Raw genomic sequence first — 21,074 nt, 5'->3', positions numbered from 1 at the left:
AAGTATGATGTGATTTACGTCATAAGAAAATCGCACGATTCATACATACTTGCTAACAAATAGTAGATGCTTTTGACAGATCTTACGCCTTTTAGCTGTATTAAATATACCCAAAAAGCCCGCAGAATACCGCTCTGCGGCGATCGACAAGACATATAACCTGAAGGGGCTGAGAAAATTCTTAATTTACTTAATGATACAATGTCGAATGAATTTTAAGGCTAGGAAACAGTCTATAGGCGTCACCGCCAGCACTTTCTGGCCGCATAATAAAGCCATACGTATTTCCTGCCTGTGCGGCGTGCCGCAACCGAACCTTCTCTTCTTCCGTCAATTCGTGCGGTAACCAGCATAAAACAGCGCTGTAATTCCCTGTCAGCAAGGCTCTTTCCATGGCATCAACCGTAAACAGCGGATTGATGTGATGGAGTTGCACCATTTTATCCAGCGGGAGCCCAGATTGCTGTACCCAAGGGCGGCTCAATTTTTGCTGAGGGGAAAGCCATAACAGCCACCGAGACTGCGTGCCTAGCTGCTGTAAGAGCGGTAATAACAGGTGTGTGACTATGGGCTGATCGGCGTTGTACACGATTTCGCTGATAATTCCACCTGTGGCAACCGAAGGCTCCGCAGCGTGTTGATTTGCAGAAAACGATGATGGCTCGATGTTGTGAGAGCGGATTGATTGCGTACGCATAATGAGTTCTACCCATAGTATTACTGTATGAACATACAGTATATGCTGTGTGCGTGAAAATCAACCTGATTTTTTGAAAGCGCTTCGCATATTCCTTATGCAAGAGACAGTAAACACATTTACTGTTTGAAGCCGCATCGGGGCTGTGGTTAATTATTTGTTCCTGCTACAGATATTTTTAATTGTTCAGGAAGAGATCATTTCAATACTAAGGATTATGGCAATGAAGCAATTATGCAAAAAAAGGATTTTGCAATCTCAGCAGTCTTTTTCATCTTTGGGGGACATCACTTCGCGTTCCCAATTTGGTGGCTACAGCATCGCAGCAAATAAAACGATTTTTGGACTGGTATCGGAAGGGGAGCTTTATCTTCGCGCCAGTAAGAAGGATGAAAAATATTTTCAACAGCGTGATATGCCTAATCTGATTTATACCAAACGCGGCATGCCTGTTCCTTTGAATTACTTTCTTGTCGATGAGGCATTATGGCAAGAATCTGAGCAGCTACTGTATTTCGCCCACCTGGCGCTGGGAGGCGCGCAGTATGATAAGGCAGTCAGAAGTACCAACGGGCGGTTAAAGGATCTTCCGAATCTTAACCATGATATCGAACGGCTGCTGTGGAAAGCGGGAATCAAGAATGTCGATGAGTTACAGCATTTCGGTGCAAAAAACAGCTATCTCAAGTTGCGGAAGGTTCGCGCTAATCTGAGCGTCAACGTGTTACTAGCGCTTGCTGGTGCCATTTGTGGTACGCATCAGGCGGCACTCCCTCGCGGTATCCGCAATGAACTGTTGGAATGGTATAAAAACAACGCCGTCTCCAAAGGGCCAAAGCACTAAGAGATACGTCATATTTTTACCGTGTCATCATGTCATTTTTTAGCTGTACGAGTTCAGGTAAGAGACCGATCAGCAGGCCGATTTGCTGAATAATTAATGATTCTTTACTGTCTGACTCGGGTGAAAGGGATTGAAGGCTGGCGGTAATGGTTTTCAATCCCTGATTGATACGCAAACTTTCCTCTTCGCTGCAGTGTAGCGCATCATCAACATGACAAACGGCATCATCCAGCAATTGCAGCGTTTCCGTTGAGGTAATTTTCCCGCGATGTGCGCCGAGCGTCGAAATATAGCTTAGTAACGTATGATTCAGGCACATGAAGCGGAATGCGCTGTCCAGCTTACTTCTGGTCGCATGAGGCTCTGAGGACATATTCGACACGACGGACGCTAGTTCGGCATCGCAGTTATGCGCATCGCGGCGGGCAATGCGATAAGGCAGGCTATTATCTTTCCCCTGATAATATTGAACCATGATCGCATCAAGATAGCGGCAGTTGGCGTCCAATGTCTTATTGATGACGGTTGGCAGACCGCGAAAACGCCAGTCCGGCCAGATAAAACTGACAGCAGCCCATGCGATGGCACACCCGAGTAGCGTATCGATAATGCGTGGCACCGCAACGTCAAAGCCTTCACCCAACAGGTTGAAACAGAGCAGGACAAGCAGCGTAATAAACATGGTCGCGTGGGCGTACTGCACGTTGCGAAAGGCGAAAAATAGTACGCCGCTAATAACGATCAGCGTTAGCTGTCCTTCCAGCGAAGGAACGAAATACAGGATGGGCAAGCCGAGTAAAATACCGGTCAATGTCCCGATAATTCTCAACGTCAGCCGCCGCCGAGTGGCGTTATAGTTGGGCTGACAAACAAACAGGCTGGTGAGCAGAATCCAATAACCATGTTGCAAGCCTGTGACCTGAATCAACGCGTAGCCGCTACAGAGCAGCACGGACATACGGATGGCATGACGAAACAGTGCTGACTGCGGTGTCAGGTGGCGGCTAATGCGTAAGCGGATGTCGCTCCAGCCCGTGATTTTGTCATCTGCCAGCGTGTTTTCTGGGTTGTTTTCTTGCTCAATGGCCTGTTCGGATTCGATAGTCGCGAGTTGGGCATCAATGGCGCGTAAATTATTTAAGAGATAGGTGAGCGCTTTGATTTGTGCTGCGTCTGCCATGTTGTTGGCCGCGATACGCGCAATAGCAGATTCGAGATGCACGAAAGCCCGCTCAATGCGGCTGTCATGCTGATACTTTTGGTGTAGCAGAATGGATTGCGACAGCTGCTGACAGGCTTTGGCCTGCATACTCAGCAGGCGTTGAAAGCGAAATAGGACGTCGCTATAACGCAGTTTCTCACGCAATTGTGGATAGTAAACATGCGATGAGCTGGCTCGTTCGTGAATATCCTGCGCGACGAAATAGTAGTGCAGTGTTTGACGCGTCCCACGCTGGCCGCGATCGCCACGCAGACGCGTTAACAGCGATGACTTGGTCTGATTGAGCGTCGCAACCAATTGGCTATTTGCCATCGCGACGTCAATCAAGGGCTTGTCGGTTTCTTCTTCAATATCAGGATCGAAGAGGTTGGCTTTGGCATCCAGATAGCGGGCCAACTGCTGATAACACTGCTCGAGGTTGTCCTGCAACGGGCGGATGGGAAAGATCAGATGACCGAATAGCGTCAGCAGATTGTACCAGGAAGCCCCTATCAACAGCATGATGGGCTGCTGATACCAGTTGTCGTAAAGGGATATGCCCAGCATGGTGTAAATCGCGATCAGCAGTGCGCCGAATGCGATGGTTGCATAGCGTTGCCCTAATGCGCCGAGCAAAATAAAACCGCAGGTCGACACCGCCAGACCGAGGCCAAACAGCCAGGGGTGGGGGAAAAGCAGTTCGATCGAAACGGAAGCGATAAAAAAACAGGCTAGCGTAATGAACAAATTACGCAGGCGCCCGGTGAGGCGGTCGTCAAGGTCAGTGAGAGCGGCCGCGACGACGCCAAGCGTAACGGGGATTGTCGATGTTGGCTGACCCAGCCACCAGGGAACTGCCGCCGCCCCACTCAGTGCAATGAGGATGCGAATGGTATACAGCCAACTGCTGTTATACACATAGCGGCGAATTCCCGGGGCGAAGGTGAGCAACGTAGTATCCTTAGATGCCGTTAGCGAAAGTGGCGGCGGGCATTGTTTTCCCGCGCTGCCTGCGCCAGTTCGACGGAAACCACGCGACGCCCGACTGGCCACAGCGCGATGGCGGCAATTTTAAAATTTGCGATGCCAACAGGAATGCCAATGATCGTAATGCACTGTGCGATGCCTGTAATGATGTGCGACAGGCAAAGCCACCAGCCAAAGAAAATGAACCAGAAGATATTCAGTAGCGATCCGCCAGCGCTGAGAATTGTGCTCTTGTCATCTGGGCGTAGCTCATCAACATGGATAGCCTCATTACCATAAGGCAAGAGCGACAGCTTGGTGATTTCCCAGCATGAGCGTGTTAGCGGTAAGGTAAAAATCAGCAGCACGCTGACAACTGTCGCCAGAAGCCAGGCTAACGTGGTGAAAAAACCACCTAATACGAAATTAAGGATGTTCAACACAGTACGCATAGTTTCTCCTGCACTTGTAAGGTCACCAGATAACGTCCCAAACTCGCTGATGGTAAAAGAATTATCACATTAAGCATCAGGATATCCTAACCTGTTTTTAAGGCTAGAGCGTGAAGTCCGATAACGGGTAAACTAGAGTCAGATAAACGACAAGAAATGGACGAATATCCTCTCACATAGTCATGGCGCGAACATCATGGAACTGAAATCTACCTCGTTAGGTAAACATCTGGCCCAGCATCCTTACAACCGGGTGCGGTTACTGAATGCCGGTGTCGAAGTGAGTGGCGATAAACATCAATATCTGATCCCCTTTAATCAGTTGCTGAGTATTCACTGTAAAAGAGGGCTGGTGTGGGGAGAGCTGGAATTTGAATTGCCAGCCGGAAAAGTGGTGCGTCTGCACGGAACAGAGTGGCAGGAAACGCAGGCTTTTTACCGCCATCTTCTTAAATCCTGGCTTGACTGGAGCGAGGAGATGAGCCTGATCAGCGCTGAAGTTTTGCAGCGCCAAACGGACAATATTCAAACGCTGACGCAGCAGGATAAATGGTTTAGCCGTCAGGCTCTGGTCACGTTGCAGAATGCCATTCGCGATTCGCTGGGGGCTTTGCCTCTGCCTGTTTCTCGTCTTGAAACCTTTGATAACTGCCGTGATAACTACCAGCATTGCTTGCGCTGGCTTGAGCAGGGCGATGAGATGCGCACTGTGGCGAATCAGGCATGGATGGATCGCACGCTGGCGGCAGAGCAGCCTTTCTTTGAAACGGTGGAGAGTTCGCCATTAAATGTGTCGCAGAGTAAAGCGGTGATCAATGGCGAAGACGGTGTACTGGTACTGGCGGGTGCCGGCAGTGGAAAAACCTCTGTGCTGGTGGCTCGAGCAGCGTGGTTAATGCACCGACAAGAAGCCACGGCCGATCAGATTTTGCTACTGGCATTTGGCCGTAAAGCGGCAGAAGAGATGAACGAGCGCATCCGGGAGAGGCTCCACACGGACGAAATTCAGGCTAAGACGTTCCATGCACTGGCATTGCACATTATTCAGCAGGCTAGCCGCAAGGCTCCGATGATAAGCCAACTGGAAAGTGATACCAAACAACGTCGCGAACTGCTGATTTCTCACTGGCAGCAGCAGTGTGCCGAGAAAAAAACGCAGGCTAACGGGTGGCGACGCTGGTTAACGGAAGAGTTGGAATGGGATGTACCAGAAGGCGATTTCTGGAACGATCCGAAGCTGGCGGGGCGGTTGGCCGGGCGACTTGAGCGCTGGTTAGGGTTGATGCGTATGCACGGCGGCAGCCAGAGCGAAATGGTTGAGCAGGCGCCAGAATCTATTCGGACAGCGTTTCAGCAACGAATTCGCTTGATGGCACCGTTGTTGAAAGCCTGGAAAAAAGCGCTTAAGGATGAGAACGCCGTCGACTTCTCTGGCCTTATCCATCAGGCCGTGAACTTGCTAGATAAAGGGCGCTTTGTCAGCCCTTGGAAGCACATTCTGGTGGACGAATTTCAGGATATTTCGCCACAGCGTGCGAGCTTGCTTGCCGCACTGCGTCGACAAAATAGCCGCACCTGCCTTTTTGCCGTCGGGGATGACTGGCAGGCAATTTACCGTTTTAGCGGTGCTGAGCTGGCGTTGACGACAGCATTTGAACAGCATTTCGGCGTAGGTGAGCAGTGCGCGCTGGATACCACCTATCGCTTTAATGAACGCATTGGTGAAATTGCGAATACGTTCATACAGCAAAATCCGTATCAGTTGAAGAAACCGCTTAATAGCCTGAGCAAGGGGGATAAAAAAGCGGTGACGATTCTGCCTCAGGATCAGCTTGAACCACTTCTGGATAAACTGAGCGGCTTTGTGAAAGCTGATGAGTGCATTCTTGTGCTTGCGCGTTATCACCATTTACGCCCGGCGATTTTGGAGAAGGCGGCAACCAAATGGCCGAATTTGCAGATTGATTTCATGACGGTGCATGCCAGTAAAGGGCAGCAGGCGGAATATGTCATTATCGTGGGTATGCATGAAGGGAGAGATGGCTTCCCGGCCCCGGCAAGAGAGTCCGTGATTGAGGCAGTGCTGTTACCTGAACCTGAGGACTTCCCCGATGCGGAAGAGCGGCGTTTGCTCTATGTGGCGTTGACGAGAGCGAAACATCGCGTCTGGTTGCTACAGGATGTGGCGAATCCATCGGCGTTTATTGAACATCTTCATCGTTTAGGTGTACCGACGCAGCGTAAGCCGGGATAACGAAAAGAGAGAAGTAGAACAGAAGAGACCAGCGTCGACGGTGTAGTACGCCGCTGGTCCAGTATGATGTACGGATATTATTTCAGTCGATCTTGCAGGTAGCGCTGATAATCAGGAATGGCGATTTGAACCTGCTCGTTAAATAGCGCTGAGTTAATCAGGAAATCCGCCGTTGCCCGGTTGGTAGCAACAGGAATGTTCCAAACCGTAGCCAATCTCAGCAGCGCCTTCACATCGGGATCGTGGGGCACGGCATTAAGCGGATCCCAAAAGAAGATCATCAAATCGATTTTCCCTTCGGAAATGAGTGCGCCAACCTGCTGGTCACCCCCCATCGGTCCACTTAGCATGCTTTTTACAGGCAGACCCGTGTTCAACTGAATCAGGTTACCGGTGGTTCCGGTAGCATAAAGCGTGTGCTCTGTGAGCTGTTGTTTATTCGTACCAACCCAATCCAACAAAGATTGTTTACAGTGGTCGTGTGCGACCAGCGCGATATGTTTTTGCGCAGGGATGGTACGGGTGGTGAACTCCATGGTTACGTCCTTCAATCTGGTGTAGTAAAGCTGACGCTAGGGTACAGACAGATTACGGAAACGTAGTTTCAGTGCAAAGCGATAAAAGCAGGAAAAGGCGAACGGGTATCAAAAATCAGATGTGACTGCGCGTAAAATCACCAGCTTACGGATTCATTCAGTGCGGTCGCAAAGCCCGCAACTGAAGCCCCTTTTGCCGCCGCGTTGTACTCTGACATTTTTCGCTCTATATCGAGTAGCTCATTGTCTGCGATCACAAACGCATCGGTACGCACGGGGATTGCCTGATTTTTTTCATCAAGCAATTGATATTGAGGCTGGTCGGTAAAGTTCTTGCGATCCTGAAGGGTTTGCAGCGGGGGTAGCTTAAATGACACTGATGCTACTTTTTCCGTGTTAAAGGTCGCAATAAAGGTTGAAGGGAAATAGGTCTCTGGTGCACCAGTCTGGGCATCGACAGTATCGACAACTTTGAACAAAATCTGGTGTTGCCCACTGCCAAGTTCGAGGCTATCGGCACCTTTCAGCAACGAGCCTGACATCTTTTGCCCGTCAACCATAAGGAGATCGATTTTCTGATCTAATTTCAACGTTGTTGCCGCCATTGCAGAGGTACTTAAACCTGCAATAAAAAGGCAGACAGTGATGAAGCCGAATTTCATAATTTTCCCAGATGGAACGTAATCCGAGTATTGTTGAGGAATTGTCTGAATGTGTCAAAGGTTTCAATTTGAAACAGGCTGTTATTGCATCTTTCGCGCTATAAGGCACAGATGGAGGCGATTTTAAGCCATTTCCTGCTATTCGTAGAATGTGAGATACACTGTAATCAATCACGCAAGAGAGGTTGAATAGTATGAATGACAGAGAGATTGAGTCTGTACTGACAACGGTAAAAACCATTGCGGTAGTGGGGGCCAGCGATAATCCATCCCGTCCGAGCTATGGTGTGATGGCGTATTTGCTTAAGCAGGGCTACGACATTATCCCCGTTAGCCCCAAACTGGCCGGCCAGACGCTGTTAGGTCAAAAAGCGTATGCCAGCTTAGAGGACATTCCTAAACCGGTTGATATGGTCGATGTTTTTCGCCAGCCGGAAGCGGCCTATGAGATTGCCAAAGAGGCCATCGCCATCGGCGCGACCGTTCTGTGGCTACAGATTGGCGTCATTAATGAGCAAGCCGCCATTTTAGCTCACGATGCAGGGCTGAAAGTCGTCATGGATCGCTGTCCGAAAATTGAAATCCCGCGGCTGGGGTTAGAAAAATAAGCTGCAGATAGTCGGCGATGCTGAATACCACAACATCGCCAATACTTACCTTTGGCGTCAGTATCAGCTTTCAGTGAACAACTAATGGCGCAGCTGTGGCGCGCGGCGTTGAATGACCTCGGCTAATTCGTTTAGCGAAGGGTGTTCATCCTCAGAAAGCTCTTCCTTCATCAACTGCGCTTCTGCCAGATAAGTATGAATCGGTTGGCCTTCGTCATCTTCCATCACAACGTGGTACCACGGTTCGGCGCGCGGCGTGTCATTGCCGCTAATTTCTTCCCAGGTGGGCGTGTCTAATGAGTATTCGGGATCGATATCAATAACGACCCCTGGAAATCCCAGTTGTCTATGACGAATCTGTTGTCCAAGACCGAATTTACAGATGATCATATAACCCCCTGGAAATAGATTACACTTTCTACTCGTTGCGGATGGCGTGGAGGAAAAGCAACCGCATCCGATAACGCCTTTTAGCGTATAGCGTTTTTTCAAATAATGAGTTCGTTGATGAATCGCAGGCTGAACACATTATTAATAGTATGGTGTAAATTTTTAGAAGATACAGGTCTGCTAATGAAATGTTGTGTGGTCGCAGGGCTGGAAAGGGGGAAGAAGATGGCAAAGATAGCGACGGCCGCCTATGTCTATGGCGTGGTCCAGGGCGTTGGATTTCGTTACAGCACGCAGCATCAGGCTATGCAGCTTGGGCTCAATGGCTATGCACGCAATTGTGATGATGGCAGCGTGGAGGTGGTAGCAAGCGGCGAACCTCATGCGGTAGACGCGTTGATTGAGTGGCTGAAGCAAGGAGGCCCACGAAGCGCCAGAGTGGATAAGGTGCTTATTGAGCCACATGGTAAGACGGACTATGCCGGTTTTACGATCCGCTACTGAAACGGGGGCGTGCTAGATGCATTTTACCGGTTTGGGTAAGCCGGCGATTTTGGTTGCCTGCTTGGCTGGCCCTTTCGGGAACAGTTTATACAGATAGCGGCTATTTCCTTTCTCCTCACCATACTTTTGCGCCATCGCCTTAACCAACATACGTATCGCGGGTGACGTATTGAACTCCTGATAAAAATTCCGCACAAACCGGACGACTTCCCAATGCGGTTCAGTCAACACGATGCCTTCCTGTTCCGCTAACACGGGAGCCAATGCTTCGCTCCATACGGTGCTGTCCATCAGGTAACCCTGCGCGTCAGTTGCGATTGTTCGCCCTTCAAACTCCAACATCTTCTCTCCGACTGCGATATCTCAGCCCGCAGTTTAACAAATTTTGCTGTTTGCACCGGAATAAAAAAAAGCCCCAGATGGGCTGATGGTTCCCCATAAATAAAGACAGGCATAGAAGGTTGTGATCTACTTAGTGTTCCACCAAAAAGTAAGGTCACGCCTCTATGCCTGCTTCACAAGTTTGCCATAAATTTTTTAGCCAGTCCCTGAACTCACTTCATCAGTACCGTAAAAATGCTCTGCTCGATATGACCGTCGCACTGACGCGTGGCGCATCGCTCTCTCTTACCAGCATCGGCAGGTATCTGCCAGGACCGGCACGGGTTAAGCACAAGATTAAGCGTGTTGACCGGCATCTCAACAGTGACCTGATGTTTAGCGATGTCCCCGCTGTTTATCAGAAGCTTGTATCCCGCCTCACCAGCAGCCTTTCATTATGCGTTATTGCCGTGGACTGGAGCGGCTATCCGTCATCGGAGCTCAGCGTTTTGCGGGCGAGTCTACTGTGCGATGGAAGAGCTATCCCGCTGATGAGTAAAGTCATTGCCTCTCAATACCAGAACAACGCTACCGTTCAGAACGACTTTCTCGATCAGATGGCTGCCGCCATCGGCAAAGATAAGCAGGTCATTGTTGTGACTGATGCAGGCTTTCGCAGCAGTTGGTTTCATCACATTCGCTCTCTGGGCTGGCATTTTGTCGGACGTGTCAGAGGTCGCCTTTACTTTCAGATAATCGGGGATGAGGAATGGAAAATGGCGCGGGATATTACGTCAAGAGCGAAGTCATGCTATCTGGGATTTGGGCGACTGGCACGCAACGCCAGCCGTGACTGCCTCGGGCATTTCTATACCGTGCATAAGCGGGCAACGGGCAGGAAAGGCAACCAGAGCTTCCCTAAAACGGACAAGATGTATCGTAAAAGCGCGCGTGAACCGTGGCTGCTTTTTACCAGCCTGATGGGATATAAACCACGTGAGATAGTTAAAATTTACAGTCGCCGTATGCAGATAGAGCAGAATTTCAGGGATGAGAAAAGTGAGCGCTATGGATTGGGGCTTAGGGCAAGTAAAAGTCGGGGCGAAAAGCGAATATCAGTGCTTTGCCTGATAGCGACACTCTACAGCATCATCATGTGGCTGACGGGTTATTATCTTGAAAGAAAAGGAATAAATAGATGGTTTCAGGCGAACAGTGAGAAATCTCGGAGGGTGTTGTCGTATCTGACATTGAGTGAAAATGTCATCCGTCAATCACCGAGGATCCTGTCGGGGATGAACCCCGACAGGGTATACGACGATATGGCGAGAGCCTATCGAAACATCATCATGGTGTATTGATGATGTTTCTGGGGATCTCTCAGCCCAGATGGGGCTTTCTCAGTGTGGCGATAGACGGAACTTAGTCGTTACGCATGATGCCCAGAATGCTCAACAGGCTAACGAAGATATTGTATATCGCGACATACAGGCTAACCGTCGCCCGGATGTAGTTGGTTTCGCCACCGTGGATGATGTTGCTGGTTTCCCACAGGATGGCACCCGCAGAGAACAGAATAAACAGGGCACTGATTGCCAGATGCAGTGCCGGAATCTGCAAGAACAGATTGGCGATAACGGCAACAACCAGAACAACGAATCCTGCCATCATCATGCCAGACAGGAAGGACATATCCTTACGTGTCGTTAAGACATAGGCTGAACAGCAGAAGAACACCACCGCCGTGCCGCCCAGAGCCAGCATGACAATATCGCCTGCGCCGGAGGAAATCAGCGAGCTTAAAATCGGGCCCAGCGTATAACCCATGAATCCGGTCAGTGCGAACGCCGCCAGAATACCCGCAGGGCTGTTAGCCAGCTTGTGCGTCAGGAACATCAGACCATAAAACCCAACCAGCATCAGAATTAAGCCAGGGGCAGGCAGATTAAATACGGTACTTGCCGTTGCGGTAACGGCGGAAAAGCCCAGTGTCAGCGACAGCAGGAAATAAGTATTACGCAGCACTTTATGGGTGCTGAGTAGCGAGCTTTCACGGGTAGAGGAAACAACAATACGATCCATAGTCAGCGACTCTCTCTTCAGGGTGCTATTATCCAACGTCAAAGAATAAATAGTTACAGGACGTTATTAAAGACGGTTTACCCTTCTTTACGCTGAAAGTTTTCATCTTTCGGATCAGCGCTCGTATTTTGCCCTGCTCGTCGTGTGATACCGGAGATAAATTGCACTATTTTATTTGTTGCATGGCGTTTTTGCGTCCAATTGCGTTGCGTTAGACTATTTTTCAGGCGATTGAGCGCTGTGATGCTTTACAAGATCTCATACACTGTTTATAGTTCGCGTCATTGCGGAGGAGTGGCCGAGTGGTTGAAGGCACCGGTCTTGAAAACCGGCGACGCGAAAGTGTTCTAGAGTTCGAATCTCTACTCCTCCGCCAAAAAAATTCAACGGGTTAGCTTAGGCTAGCCCGTTTTCGTTTCTGTTATCGAATCCCTGACTCGTTTTACCTTCGTAGCACTGATGTTTCTGCTGGCTGCGACGTCGTCTGCGTCGGCATGTACCGAAGAGATGATGCGGATGCTTTTTCCATTGCGTATTTATTTAGAAATGAATACTAACGATTAGTAAAAATAAATAAGCATTGTGCTATTCATCATTAATAAAATGATAGTTATTGCTCAAGAGTAATAACAACATAAATATCGGTGTTATTTGGCGGTCATATATTCATCATCAGTCGTGCGTACATTAAATAAAATGCCCAGATTGGAAAATATACACGTTACTGAAAAACGATAGATTGATGTATTGACTACAGATTAAATCAGGAAGTCATCCTGAGTTTTATAAACAACCAGATCTAGCAATGTGCGATATTTTTCCTGAAAAGCGGCATTGGCTTCTGTTTCAATCTTGTGGACTAATTTAGCGATGATGGCCTTGTTACTGACGGAATGGCCAGATTGAATGATCTCTTCCACAATGTTGCCAAGCATTTCCATATCGCTGATCTGAGAGTCAAGACTGAAGACATCAGATATCAGGAGCTCGTTTTGGGGCACTTCTGAATGCATTGCTTTTCCTCCCTTTAGCGCTTTCTGACGTGGTCAATGCACGCCTTGTCAGACAGCACGAACGCGTTATCCGCCAGACATGAAGAAATGGTTACTTAACTTTAGTCGATCATACGCATAAAACCAGTCGATAAGATAAATAAACACCGCGTTACTCAACGATGCTGCCAAACGTGAAAGGATGACGGCGATCAATGGTCAGGCGGATAAATATGAATTGATCGTTTCCTGACAATATTATGTCTGAAATAATTATGCGAGATACATGACTTCAATAAGTTAAACATAACGAGAGGAAAATAGACGGGGAAAAACATTAACTGAACATAAAGACTATTAATGCATTTGATTACATCCTATAAGATTTTGATCTGTACAAGAAGATGACATTTTCCTGCGATACATGCTGTTTATCAATAAATGTCTTTTTGTCAAAAATTGTTCGTTTACCCAAAAGTGTCTCTTTATCAAAAATGTCTTTTTATCAAAAGAGTGCTGTAGTTTACCTGGAGCGTTGGCATGCAAAAGATCAGAGCAAAAGCAGTTTGTCTTTTCCGCAATAATGGCAAGATTCTGTTAGCAGAAGGGCATGACCCGGTAAAAGATGAGCACTATGTGTTGCCGCTCGGTGGTGGCATCGATTTTGGCGAACTGTCGCAGGCTGCGGCGGAGAGGGAGGTTCAGGAGGAAATCAGTGCAGCGACCAAGGACTTTTCGCTGTTGGGCGTTTCAGAGAATATTTTCTTCTACAATGGCAAGCCGGGCCATGAGATTGTCTTTGTTTATGAGGCTCGTTTTCAGGATGAGTCGCTTTATCAACAAGATATCATTCATGGTATAGAGACAAACGGTGTTCCGATCGTTACCCGCTGGTTTGATATTGATTTGCTGCGCTCAGGGGAAATCAGGTTTTATCCTCATGGTATAGTAGACATGATCTAGCCGGAACTACGGGTTGGGATGATGGCAGACTGTTACCTCCGTGATGATAATGCGTGCCGATGTTAAGCGTCGAAATAAGGAAAGAAGATGCAGGTTTTGATAGTGATTGATATGCAGAATGCGGTGTTTGCAACGCCAAGAGCGCGACAAGCGCAGACAGTTGCATTGATAAACCAGCTTTCAGCTGCAGCAGATCGGACGATTTTTATTCAGCATGAAGGAGATGGCATGTTGTCAGGCAGCGATGGGTGGCAGTTATTGCCTGAGTTGCACCAGCCTGAGGGCAGTTTGTCGATCACTAAAACGGCGTGCGATGCATTTTACCGTACGCCGTTAGCCGATGTGCTGGCTGAGTTGAATGTTAGCCACCTGACGATTTGCGGATGCGCGACGGATTATTGCGTTGATGCAACCATTAAAAATGCCGCCAGCCGAGGCTATGCGTTGACGATCGCAGCTGATGCGCACACGACGGCCAATCGCGGCGAACTGAAAGCCGAACAGCTCATCACGCATTACAACGACGTGTGGCGGAATTTTATTATTCCGGGCAACACGATTACGGTAGAAACCACGGAGCACATCGTTGCTTCATGGAAGATGAGTCGTTAGTTCCATGTTGAATATTATTTCTGTCAGAAATCGCCCGGAATACAAAGAGTGGGCGATCCATTACTTCCAACGCCACTGGGCATCAGATGAGACGTTGATGCTTTACGAAGACTGTATCAGCCACTGCATTGATGCGGAAAACCCATTGCCAGATTGGTATCTGCTGGAAAAGGACGGGCAGATTATTGGTGGTGCAGGGTTAATTACCAATGATTTCATCAGCCGCATGGATCTTTATCCTTGGCTGTGCGCGCTTTATGTTGAAGAAAACCATCGTGGCAAGGGTTATGCGGGGCAGTTGATTGAGCATCTTACTCAGGAAACTCGCCGTGCTGGTTTTTCTGCGCTGCATTTATGCACCGAGCTGATCGGCTTTTATGAACGGTATGGATTTCACTTTACTGGAATGGGCTATCACCCTTGGGGTGAATCGTCACGTATCTATTCACGATCGCTTTAAAGCATTCATCCGTGACCTAACGGCTCGCTTTATGCGCCGATTGGGCTAAAAATTGCAGGCAACATGCGTAAAAGTGAACGGGATCATATTTTGCTGACGAGGGGCAGACTACGCTTCTTACATACTGACAGGTAATCAGTTATCCATGTAGGGGAGAGGTGATTATGTACACGAGCATCCTGGTGCCAGTAGATATAGAAGAAGATGAACTCACCAAACACGCGCTTACGCATGCAGTCAGGTTGGCTAAAATGTCGGGTGCCGCAATCCACCTCTTTCATTCCCTCCCAGATGCGTCGGCGTTTTTATCTGCTTATTCTTTTGGCATAAAAGAGTTTGAGAACGAAGCGGTGGTGAAAGCGAATGACAAGCTGAAATCACTGATGAAAACGATCGACCTTCCTGCATCGCGTTTGTCATGCAGCGTCAGCTTCGGATCGGCCAGAGACGAAGTGTTAGCGCTGGCGGAGGAGATTAATGCAGATTTAATCGTCATTGGTTCACGCCGACCGAATGTGAAAACCTATCTGCTTGGCTCAAATGCTGCCGCCATTGTTCGCCATGCGAAAATGTCGGTATTAGTTGTCCGTTAGTTTCTGCATAACGCTGCCGCCGCGTTTGGATTTGGTGACGGGGCTGCAGCGACACTATGCATAAGCATGGCGATCGCAATATTCAACACGTTCGATCAACCGTTCGATCTCGCGATCGGAAAATACTTCGATACCGTGATGACGCAGTAATTCAGCGGTGACGCCGCTGCCTGCTACTTGCGAACCGTCAAAGCGCCCGCTGTATATGATGTGTGTACCACAGGATGGACTCCCTTCGGTCAGGAGAGCGAAGCGGCAGTTATTCTGTTGTGCCATTTGCAACGTTAGCCAGGCACCCAGAATATAGCGCTCGGTTACATCGCCGCCAGTGGCTTCAACAACGTTGGCGCCAGCCTTGATGACCGAATGACCGCCCGAGGCGGGAATAATCTCCGCAGACGGTCTAGGCGTAGAGAAACCCGCAGCCAGTTCTGGGCAAAACGTAATCAGTCTCGCCTGTTGTCGCCACTGGGCAAGAGACTCGCCGACAGATTTCTTTTCAGTACCGTTATAGCGAACGGGAAAACCAGACAGACAGGCGCTGATCAGAATGTTATTCATCGTAGGGCATTCCCTCTAAAAGGTAAGCATAGGCGTGGCTGCATTGAGTCATCATGCTCGTTGTCTGGAAGAGAAACGCCGCTTCAAAAAATGGAGAACAGCAGGACAACGGGAAAACTCAACGGCCAGGTTAGCCCCACCATTAACGAGGCAAAGAATCGGATGAACAGGGATTTGTCTTTACTTAACAAGAACGTCACGATCAGGGAAACGACAAAGCCGATCATGTAGGTAAGTTTAATGAGTTCCCAAAGGGAGTGATGTGGCACGTTTGTTTCCTTTTATCCTCGAAGCGCCTGCATTTTATGTTGTTAATATTTTCTGATCAATTTTTTAACCCATAATGCGTCGTCGGGTGACATCGCTTTGCGGTGCGTATTTTGTACTACAGTTATTATCCTCTGGTTAAAATGAGACCCTCGGTATGAAAACAACGCTGGCTGTTGCGATGGTATGTGCTGTGGCCCTGCTTTCTGTTTCTACGCCTAGTATGGCGAAAAACGTCCGAATTTCTGATGAGCAGATCAAAGAACAGATCATTCAGGAATCTATTTCGTCTTATTCTGGTAATTGTCCTTGCCCTTATAATTCAGCACGTAATGGCAGCAAGTGCGGTAAGCGTAGTGCATGGAGTCGGGCAGGAGGCTATTCGCCAATTTGTTACAAAGAGGATGTGACCCGGAAAATGATTGATGACTGGAGAATGAGAAATTGAAATACATAATATTCGACAGGGAAATAAAAATAGCGAAATAATAATCTCTTTGCTAAGAGATCAATTAAACTATTTATGTGACAGAAATATTAAATTTTTATTTCAGTATGGACATTGTAGGCTGGCTGTCATAGCTTACTATTTTACCCCATGAGAAAGGTAATAAAATGAGTGAGATATCTAGCCTGTCCCTGAAGATTTCCCCAGAGCTGAAAGAAAAAATCAAAGCGGCTGCCCTGGAAAACGAAGTATCTATCAGTGCAGAAGTCAGTGCCCGGTTGCTGAGGAGCTTTGATGAAAGCCATCAGGCTTCTGAACTGTCTTCTGAGTCGGTGGACAGCCAGGGGACAGAAGAAGTCGGTGCAGAAGTGCCGCTGACGCAGAAAGAGCTAAAGAAAGTCCGAGAATTGCTGAAAGGTAAATCTAAAGCGACTTCCAAGAAAAAGTAATGTTGGAATGTGACTTTGAATCTCTGATTGATTCAAAAAGTAAATAGCAAAATACGCACCCAGACGTCTCGATAAAAGACATCTGGGTGCGTATTTTTGTTCAAAGCATTCTGCTTGTCATGTTGCTTGTATAGAAAGCAAGAATCACTAGAAAGTATGCGATCGCACCTTATTTGTTTAATCCCATCTATTCCCATTTCCCATGCGCGACATAATATAAACGTAGACAGTGTTTATTTAATTTTATAACGAATTGTTACCTTTTATTTTTGAGTTTATTGTTACATCCTAAATGCAATATTTATCCTCTCTGAAAAAACATATATCTTATAAATAGATAGATTATAAAAAAATGATCGATTTAATAGATATTAAATCCATAAGTTAGAAAATATAAAGATTATCTACAAAAGGCCGATACCCCCCTTCGGCGTAAGGAAAAATTGTTCTGGTTTTTATTCACCCTTATTGCTGCTATTTAACCCTAATTTCAGTAGCGATAATGTTCCTGAGTTTTATGGGACATGGGGATGTAAGAAGCCACTCATGGTACGGGAACGTGCGGTGAAAGATGAGGTGTAAAGGATGACATTTTTTCCACTGCCAGTATGTGCAGATATCTGGCATCAAGCGCGGTATCTGGCTAGACCCATTCGGCTGCATCGCGATGGATGTGGTTTGATGAGCATGCCTGACTACATATTTTTTATGTTTCTCACCAGGGCATATAAATAGTCTGTCCAGATATGTGTATTTTTTGTTATGAAAAAGGGTATTGGAGCTATCTGTATTTATTGAATAAATATTAATTTTTTAATTATATGTTTTTATACAGATAGAGAAAATTAATTAAGGAGATGTTAATGAATTTGTCCAACTGGCGTATAGGATATCGATTAGGGGCGGGGTTTTCTTTTTTGGTATTGATGCTTTTGGTAATTGGTAGTGTTGCCATCTCAAAGCTAAGTGATTTTCACGAAAAAATGGATGAGATTGTTTCGCAAAATTACCCACTCACCGTCAAAAGTAACAAGCTCATTGATGAGCTGAATAATTACCTCAATAACCAGCAGCTGCTTCTACTACTGAAATCAGAAAGCGAAATTAACAAACAGTTGGCGCTGAACAAAGAGCGTTCAGGAACGATATCTGAACTCATGGAGTATTTGAACCAATCGGTAAGCGACGATAAATCCGTTGCGATACTGCGTGATATTGGCGACATTCGCCGTGATTTCCTCGGCTCCGCGAATAAGCTCTCTTCACTGGTTTCGGCAGGAAACACCGACGCCGCTGCGGAAGAATACTTCAACGTAACGCGTGTTACTCAGGCGAAATACACCAGCAAAGTTCATGAGTTCATCGACGTACAGGATGACAAAATGTCATCCTCAGCGCGAGAGGTGGGTGACAGCTATAAAAATGCGCTGATGGTTCTCGCCACGATCATTATCATCAGTGCGCTGGCTGGATTGATCATTGCTTCGTTGATTACCCGCAGCGTCACTCAGCCGATAAAGGAAGCGCTGGGTGTTGCCGAAAATGTCGCGAAAGGCGATCTGACTTCTGAAATTTACACCGATCGTCAAGATGAAACCGGTCAGCTGTTATCCGCCTTGAATAATATGAACAGCAGCTTAAGGCAGATTGTCAGCCAGGTGCGTGACGGGGCAGAAACGATCTCCAGCGCTGCATCGCAAATTGCTGCGGGGAACCAGGATTTATCTGCCCGCACGGAAGAACAGGCCAGCTCGCTGGAAGAAACGGCGTCATCGATGGAACAATTGACGTCGACGATAAGAAATACCGCCGATAATACGACGCAGGCGACAGACCTTGCGGCTAGCGCGTCTGAAACCGTGAAAAAAAGCGGTATCATGATGGAAACAGTCACGCAGGAAATGCGCGGTATCCGTGATTCGTCACAGCGTATGGCGGAAATTATCGGCGTGATTGATGGCATTGCATTCCAAACTAACATTCTGGCGCTGAACGCGGCCGTTGAAGCGGCACGTGCTGGTGAGCAGGGCAGAGGGTTTGCCGTTGTCGCCAGTGAGGTACGTGCGCTGGCTCAGCGAAGCGCTACGGCGGCAAAAGAAATCAAAGAACTTATCGATGACTCGTTCAAGAAAGTGCAGGACGGCATGGGGTTGGTAGAAAAAACCGGCGTCACGATGAACTCGTTGGTGACGAATGTGCAGGGCGTAACGGGAATTATCAGCGAAATTGCGCAGGCCAGCCGTGAGCAAAGTGATGGGATCAATCAAATCAACCTGGCCGTTGGACAGATTGATACAACGACCCAGCAAAATGCGGCGTTGGTTGAAGAATCTGCCGCCGCTGCGCTCTCTTTACAGGATCAGGCGAATAGTCTTGCGCGTACGGTTAGCGTATTCAATCTGGGTGCATCGTATAAAAGTGCGGCGTTAAATAGAAAAGTAGAAACGCCTGCACTGGCTGCCCCTAAAAATGGCCGTACAGAAAAAACAGCAGCCAAAGGTGAGTTAGCAGACTGGACCACGTTCTAACGTCTTGTCGTTAACTGGTATTGCTGATTGACCGCCATTGTGTGCACAAATTGTGTAGCACAATGGCGGTTTTTTATTGCCGTGTCGGGCAATGATGGCAGTACGAAAATCAGTGTTTAGCGATGGTCTGCTTAGGGTGATTCATATACCACCGAACAACATCAATGAGCAGGAAGATGAGCAGGCTGATCCCCATAACGGGCAAGCTTACGGCCAGTAGTAGCGTAATAAGCGCAATCAGCACGCGGTGAAAGACTGGGACCAGTAATAATGCCGCAGTTAGCGTGTTGACCGGATTGGCGTCATGGCGAGATTTTGGACGACGTATCCACCACATCCGATAACCCCATACAATCATCGTACAGAGCCCAAGACCAAATGCCGCGAGGATGAGTTGATTGGGTAAACCGAATAACACGCCCATGTGTGCATCCACTCCCCAGCGGGTGAGCTTGGCGGCAAGCGGAAAGGTGTTGAAATCGGTTTTGTCTACAATCTCTAGCGTATCTGGATTAACCGACACGGCATCAACCTGCGTTGGCCAGGAACGATCGATCTCACTGACGGTCCAGGCACGGTGCGGCTTGGTGGCTGGGCGGATTTCGATTTTATTGGCATCAATCCCGGCATGACGTGCGGCAGCCAGCACCTCATCAAATAACGCCGGCGAATAGGCTTCAGCATCCCCCATTGGCATTGACGCATGGTGTTCAGCATGTTCATCCGTAGCCATCGCCGCCATATCGTGACCGTGCATCATATCGTGATGAGACATCGGTGCGGGCAACTGCGTGTTCACCGATGGGGTCTGCCACCCTAGCGCGGTACGCGCGACAGAAATGTTGCTTCCCGCCCACTGCGACCAGGTTAACCCCGTTACGGAGAAAAAGAGCAAACCCAGCACAAGGGTCAGCCCCATCGTGGCGTGCCAGTGGCGCAGACGCTGCGTCTTTGCTGTTGTCGTCTGGCTATTCTTCAATTTCCGCCGTCTGGTCGCTGACGACAGATGTCGGGTTGACCACCAGATAACAATGCCGCCCAGTGCCGCAACCCACAGCCAGGATGCTGCCAGCTCGCTGTAATTACGCCCGACATCGCCTAACAGCAGCCCGCGGTGCAGGTAATCAAGCCAGGTACGGAAGGGCAGAATACCGCTGGTGCCGTAAACAATCTCACTGCCGCGATTTTCCAGTGAAACGGGATCGATGAAAACGGCGCGACTTTCTGATGGCCCCAATTCCGGCAAGGCAAACATAACTCGGGTGGTTTCTCCGGCGGCAGGTGCAGGACGTATCGCAAGTAATTTTGCATCCTGATGGTGAGCGAGCCCCGCCTGTGCAGCATGGATTTGCTCAGCCAGAGAGTACGTCGTCCCCTGACTTTCGGTGAAAAGCTGGTGTGAATACAGCCGATTTTCAATCTGCGGCGTCAGGACATACAGCGTCCCTGTGAGAGCGGCGACAAAAATAAAAGGACCGACAAAAATACCGATATAAAAATGAAGCCGAATGAACAGGGCAACGATTGCGGCACGTGGCGATACGTTATCCATCGCGTGTTTATCCGACGCCGTTTCTCCGGCTGGGCGCGCGCCAGAGGCGGCAGCAGTGGCTGATGCCTGATTAGGGTGTGACATAGAACCCTCTGAAATCACTTAGCAAAAAAATGATCAAACGCCACACCT

Annotated in this window: 24 protein-coding genes and 1 tRNA gene; 13 read left to right on the top strand and 12 right to left on the bottom strand. The window is 48.3% G+C overall.

Annotated elements, in window-relative coordinates:
• Window positions 1–190: 190 nt before the first annotated feature.
• A complete protein-coding gene (sulA, locus tag BJJ97_RS18300) occupies window positions 191–697 on the bottom strand; it encodes an SOS-induced cell division inhibitor SulA (RefSeq protein WP_095699904.1) in 507 nt (168 codons plus the stop codon).
• Between the two features lie 223 nt (window positions 698–920).
• On the opposite strand from sulA, the gene BJJ97_RS18295 reads away from it, so the two are divergent.
• Window positions 921–1,541 carry a TfoX/Sxy family DNA transformation protein gene (locus BJJ97_RS18295; RefSeq protein ID WP_095994882.1) on the top strand — a complete coding sequence of 207 codons (621 nt, stop codon included), beginning with the start codon at window positions 921–923 and terminating at the stop codon, window positions 1,539–1,541.
• A gap of 16 nt (window positions 1,542–1,557) precedes the next feature.
• On the opposite strand, the gene yccS is transcribed toward BJJ97_RS18295, so the two are convergent.
• Together yccS and BJJ97_RS18285 are read right to left on the bottom strand one after the other, a co-directional pair.
• A complete protein-coding gene (yccS, locus tag BJJ97_RS18290) occupies window positions 1,558–3,693 on the bottom strand; it encodes a YccS family putative transporter (protein WP_095994881.1) in 2,136 nt (711 codons plus the stop codon).
• A gap of 20 nt (window positions 3,694–3,713) precedes the next feature.
• Complete coding sequence (locus BJJ97_RS18285; protein ID WP_039480214.1) at window positions 3,714–4,160, bottom strand: YccF domain-containing protein; 447 nt, start codon at window positions 4,158–4,160, stop codon at window positions 3,714–3,716.
• Window positions 4,161–4,356: 196 nt separating this feature from the next.
• Between BJJ97_RS18285 and helD the strand changes: the two genes are divergently transcribed.
• Window positions 4,357–6,414 carry a DNA helicase IV gene (gene helD, locus BJJ97_RS18280; protein WP_095994880.1) on the top strand — a complete coding sequence of 686 codons (2,058 nt, stop codon included), beginning with the start codon at window positions 4,357–4,359 and terminating at the stop codon, window positions 6,412–6,414.
• 77 nt (window positions 6,415–6,491) lie between these two features.
• Here the strand turns inward: helD and BJJ97_RS18275 are convergent, their stop codons facing one another.
• Window positions 6,492–6,950 (bottom strand): methylglyoxal synthase, encoded by a 459-nt coding sequence (locus BJJ97_RS18275; RefSeq protein WP_039480219.1) that lies wholly within the window; start codon window positions 6,948–6,950, stop codon window positions 6,492–6,494.
• Between the two features lie 137 nt (window positions 6,951–7,087).
• Window positions 7,088–7,612 (bottom strand): DUF2057 family protein, encoded by a 525-nt coding sequence (locus BJJ97_RS18270; RefSeq protein ID WP_095699899.1) that lies wholly within the window; start codon window positions 7,610–7,612, stop codon window positions 7,088–7,090.
• A gap of 194 nt (window positions 7,613–7,806) precedes the next feature.
• On the opposite strand from BJJ97_RS18270, the gene BJJ97_RS18265 reads away from it, so the two are divergent.
• A complete protein-coding gene (locus BJJ97_RS18265; protein ID WP_095994879.1) occupies window positions 7,807–8,220 on the top strand; it encodes a CoA-binding protein in 414 nt (137 codons plus the stop codon).
• 81 nt (window positions 8,221–8,301) lie between these two features.
• Here BJJ97_RS18265 and hspQ read toward each other — a convergent pair whose 3' ends face one another.
• Entirely contained in the window at window positions 8,302–8,610 is a 309-nt protein-coding gene (gene hspQ / locus BJJ97_RS18260; protein ID WP_095699897.1) for a heat shock protein HspQ, read from the bottom strand.
• A 225-nt stretch (window positions 8,611–8,835) separates the two neighbouring features.
• Between hspQ and yccX the strand changes: the two genes are divergently transcribed.
• Window positions 8,836–9,114, top strand: a complete 279-nt coding sequence (yccX, locus tag BJJ97_RS18255; RefSeq protein WP_095994878.1) for an acylphosphatase — start codon at window positions 8,836–8,838, stop codon at window positions 9,112–9,114.
• A 12-nt stretch (window positions 9,115–9,126) separates the two neighbouring features.
• On the opposite strand, the gene tusE is transcribed toward yccX, so the two are convergent.
• Window positions 9,127–9,456, bottom strand: coding sequence for a sulfurtransferase TusE (tusE, locus tag BJJ97_RS18250; protein ID WP_095699895.1), 330 nt, complete (start codon window positions 9,454–9,456; stop codon window positions 9,127–9,129).
• Window positions 9,457–9,620: 164 nt separating this feature from the next.
• Between tusE and BJJ97_RS18245 the strand changes: the two genes are divergently transcribed.
• The gene (locus tag BJJ97_RS18245) at window positions 9,621–10,796 is read left to right on the top strand and encodes an IS4 family transposase (RefSeq protein ID WP_095994877.1); all 1,176 of its coding nucleotides are present in this window, start codon (window positions 9,621–9,623) and stop codon (window positions 10,794–10,796) included.
• A 61-nt stretch (window positions 10,797–10,857) separates the two neighbouring features.
• On the opposite strand, the gene yccA is transcribed toward BJJ97_RS18245, so the two are convergent.
• On the bottom strand, window positions 10,858–11,517 hold the full coding sequence (gene yccA, locus BJJ97_RS18240; RefSeq protein ID WP_095994876.1) for an FtsH protease modulator YccA: 660 nt from the start codon (window positions 11,515–11,517) through the stop codon (window positions 10,858–10,860).
• Between the two features lie 288 nt (window positions 11,518–11,805).
• On the opposite strand from yccA, the gene BJJ97_RS18235 reads away from it, so the two are divergent.
• A tRNA-Ser gene (locus BJJ97_RS18235) sits at window positions 11,806–11,893 on the top strand.
• Between the two features lie 382 nt (window positions 11,894–12,275).
• Here the strand turns inward: BJJ97_RS18235 and BJJ97_RS18230 are convergent.
• Window positions 12,276–12,530 (bottom strand): biofilm/acid-resistance regulator YmgB/AriR, encoded by a 255-nt coding sequence (locus BJJ97_RS18230; RefSeq protein ID WP_095994875.1) that lies wholly within the window; start codon window positions 12,528–12,530, stop codon window positions 12,276–12,278.
• 519 nt (window positions 12,531–13,049) lie between these two features.
• On the opposite strand from BJJ97_RS18230, the gene BJJ97_RS18225 reads away from it, so the two are divergent.
• The 4 genes from BJJ97_RS18225 to BJJ97_RS18210 all read left to right on the top strand — a co-directional run bounded on the left by BJJ97_RS18225 (window position 13,050) and on the right by BJJ97_RS18210 (window position 15,137).
• A complete protein-coding gene (locus BJJ97_RS18225; RefSeq protein ID WP_095994874.1) occupies window positions 13,050–13,472 on the top strand; it encodes an NUDIX hydrolase in 423 nt (140 codons plus the stop codon).
• A gap of 87 nt (window positions 13,473–13,559) precedes the next feature.
• Window positions 13,560–14,084, top strand: coding sequence for an isochorismatase family protein (locus BJJ97_RS18220; RefSeq protein ID WP_095994873.1), 525 nt, complete (start codon window positions 13,560–13,562; stop codon window positions 14,082–14,084).
• Between the two features lie 4 nt (window positions 14,085–14,088).
• Window positions 14,089–14,544, top strand: a complete 456-nt coding sequence (locus BJJ97_RS18215) for a GNAT family N-acetyltransferase (RefSeq protein WP_095994872.1) — start codon at window positions 14,089–14,091, stop codon at window positions 14,542–14,544.
• A gap of 164 nt (window positions 14,545–14,708) precedes the next feature.
• Complete coding sequence (locus tag BJJ97_RS18210; protein ID WP_039480252.1) at window positions 14,709–15,137, top strand: universal stress protein; 429 nt, start codon at window positions 14,709–14,711, stop codon at window positions 15,135–15,137.
• A 54-nt stretch (window positions 15,138–15,191) separates the two neighbouring features.
• Here the strand turns inward: BJJ97_RS18210 and BJJ97_RS18205 are convergent, their stop codons facing one another.
• Together BJJ97_RS18205 and BJJ97_RS18200 are read right to left on the bottom strand one after the other, a co-directional pair.
• On the bottom strand, window positions 15,192–15,698 hold the full coding sequence (locus tag BJJ97_RS18205) for a DUF523 domain-containing protein (protein ID WP_095994871.1): 507 nt from the start codon (window positions 15,696–15,698) through the stop codon (window positions 15,192–15,194).
• Window positions 15,699–15,781: 83 nt separating this feature from the next.
• On the bottom strand, window positions 15,782–15,967 hold the full coding sequence (locus BJJ97_RS18200) for a GhoT/OrtT family toxin (RefSeq protein ID WP_095699887.1): 186 nt from the start codon (window positions 15,965–15,967) through the stop codon (window positions 15,782–15,784).
• A 155-nt stretch (window positions 15,968–16,122) separates the two neighbouring features.
• Between BJJ97_RS18200 and BJJ97_RS18195 the strand changes: the two genes are divergently transcribed.
• The 3 genes from BJJ97_RS18195 (at window position 16,123) to BJJ97_RS18185 (ending at window position 19,390) form a co-directional block, all read left to right on the top strand.
• Window positions 16,123–16,413: a hypothetical protein gene (locus BJJ97_RS18195; protein ID WP_095994870.1), complete on the top strand. Its 291-nt coding sequence runs from the start codon at window positions 16,123–16,125 to the stop codon at window positions 16,411–16,413.
• Window positions 16,414–16,580: 167 nt separating this feature from the next.
• Complete coding sequence (locus tag BJJ97_RS18190; RefSeq protein WP_039480258.1) at window positions 16,581–16,862, top strand: hypothetical protein; 282 nt, start codon at window positions 16,581–16,583, stop codon at window positions 16,860–16,862.
• Between the two features lie 863 nt (window positions 16,863–17,725).
• The gene (locus BJJ97_RS18185) at window positions 17,726–19,390 is read left to right on the top strand and encodes a methyl-accepting chemotaxis protein (protein ID WP_095994869.1); all 1,665 of its coding nucleotides are present in this window, start codon (window positions 17,726–17,728) and stop codon (window positions 19,388–19,390) included.
• A gap of 109 nt (window positions 19,391–19,499) precedes the next feature.
• On the opposite strand, the gene BJJ97_RS18180 is transcribed toward BJJ97_RS18185, so the two are convergent.
• Window positions 19,500–21,026, bottom strand: coding sequence for a PepSY-associated TM helix domain-containing protein (locus BJJ97_RS18180; RefSeq protein ID WP_095994868.1), 1,527 nt, complete (start codon window positions 21,024–21,026; stop codon window positions 19,500–19,502).
• Window positions 21,027–21,074: the final 48 nt, after the last annotated feature.

It is taken from the genome of Pectobacterium polaris, from assembly GCF_002307355.1.
GTDB lineage: Bacteria > Pseudomonadota > Gammaproteobacteria > Enterobacterales > Enterobacteriaceae > Pectobacterium > Pectobacterium polare.
Note: the sequence above shows the minus strand (reverse complement) of the source record. Positions and strands in the feature narration are given on the sequence as shown.